Genomic DNA, 1,808 nt, shown 5'->3' with positions numbered 1-1,808 from the left:
GGCTGGAACAAAGCGTGATCGTCGCCGATATCGGCCGACGGCGCGAAGCCCATGCCGCCGACGAGTCCGGCCCCCAGGTCCGACAGGATATCGCCGAACATGTTCTCGGTGACCATCACGTCGAAATCCCACGGCCGGCGGATGAGGTCGAGCGCGGTCGCGTCGATCGAATGCTGGGCCGCCGTGACGTCGGGATGCTGCGAGGCGACCTCGAAGAAGATCTTGCGCATGAAGGCGAACGACCGGAACACGTTTGACTTGTCGATGAGCGTCACCGTGCCCTTGCGCTTGCGCCGCCGGGCGCGTCGCTCGGCGAGCTTGAAGGAGAAGTGCGACACCCGCTCCGTGACGTCGCGCGTGATCCGCATCGTGTCGGTGGCGACCTTGTCGTCGGTCACGATGCCCTTGCCGCGCGAGGCAAACAGCCCCTCGGTCGATTCTCGCACCAGCGCGAAATCGATCTCGGAAGCGCGCGGCGAAGCCAGCGCCAGCGGCACGCCGGGAATGGCCCGGATCGGGCGCAGGCCCGCGTAGAGCTTCATGCGAAAGCGCATGTCGAGCTGGGGGGCTGGCTCGGTGCCGTCGGGATGGCGGATGTCCGGCGAGCCCATGGCGCCGAACAGGATGGCGTCGGCCCGTTCGGCCGCCTCGAATCCCTCTTCGGTCATGGCGACGCCGGTCTCCTGATACTGGCGGGCGCCGCCATTGACGCGCTCCATCTTGAAGCCGATGTCGTGACGCTTCTCGATCACCTCCAGCACCGCCGTCGCCGCCTCCATAACCTCGACGCCGATGCCGTCGCCCGGCATGATCGCGAGCCGAAAAGAGTTCTCTCTCATGAAATTCTCCCGGAGCGCCGTATCTCCCCGACGGGGATGGACGCCCACGCTTTGAATGGATGCATCGCGCTTGCCGAAGACCGGTTTGCGATCCTGGACCCGATACTGGTGAACACGGCGCGACGTTATGATGGCTGCCGCCGACGCGACAGTATCGGTTCGGCAGGCCCCCCTTATCAAACAGCGACGATCGGCGGCGGCTGGCGATCACCGCTATGGGACGGACCGCAGGTGATCGAGCATGAACAGCGCCGCGGTCGTCAGCTGTCGGTCGTTGCGGACGCAGATGACGTGCGGACGCGTCGACCATTCGTCGAGCAGCGGAATGGCGCAGACCCGGTCGTTGCCGACTTTGTCGGCCAGCACGCCGTCCGGCAGGATAGTGATGCCGAGCCCGGCCTCGACCATACGCACGGCCGATTCGAAGGTCTTCACCTCGATGCACGTCTTCAGCGTCATGCTGAGCGCGTCGGCCGCACCCGCGAGCAGGGTGCCGAGCGAACTGGTGACGGCGAGCCCGACATGGTCGAAGCCGAGCGTGTCGGCAAAGCGCACCCCGCCCGACGTGCTGAGCGGGTGGCCGGCCGGAACCAGAACCACCAGCTTGTCGTGCCTGTAGTCGAAGACATCCAGCGCATCCGGGAAGGCCATGTTGCCCGCGAGGATACCGATGTCCGTCAGGCCCTCGATCGTCGCCTGCAGGACGCCGAGGCTCGAATCCTCGACCAGGATGATCTTCACCGAGGGATAGGCCTTGGTGAAGCTGGCGATCTGGCTCGGCATGTATTGAACGATGGCCGAGGTGTGCGCGTGAATGCGCACCTGGCCGGCGACGCCGGAGGCGAAGGTGCTCATCTCCGAGGTCATCCGGTTGATCTGGCTGAACAGGGTCGCCGCGTGCTTGGCGAGCATCTCGCCGGCGGGCGTCGCCTCGACGCCGCGCGAATGCCGATAGAACAGCGGCGCCCC

2 protein-coding genes are annotated in these 1,808 nt (G+C 66.1%); both read right to left on the bottom strand.

Features of this window, described 5'->3' with window-relative positions; genetic code table 11:
- Positions 1–839 (bottom strand): isocitrate/isopropylmalate family dehydrogenase (locus EN893_RS32240; RefSeq protein WP_164901316.1); only part of this gene is annotated, 839 nt, incomplete at its 3' end.
- Between the two features lie 213 nt (positions 840–1,052).
- Positions 1,053–1,808, bottom strand: a 756-nt coding sequence (locus EN893_RS32235; RefSeq protein WP_128362102.1) for a LysR substrate-binding domain-containing protein, incomplete at its 5' end; no start/stop codon positions are given.

The organism is Mesorhizobium sp. M7A.F.Ca.CA.004.04.2.1 (genome assembly GCF_004022825.1).
GTDB lineage: Bacteria > Pseudomonadota > Alphaproteobacteria > Rhizobiales > Rhizobiaceae > Mesorhizobium.
Note: the sequence above shows the minus strand (reverse complement) of the source record. Positions and strands in the feature narration are given on the sequence as shown.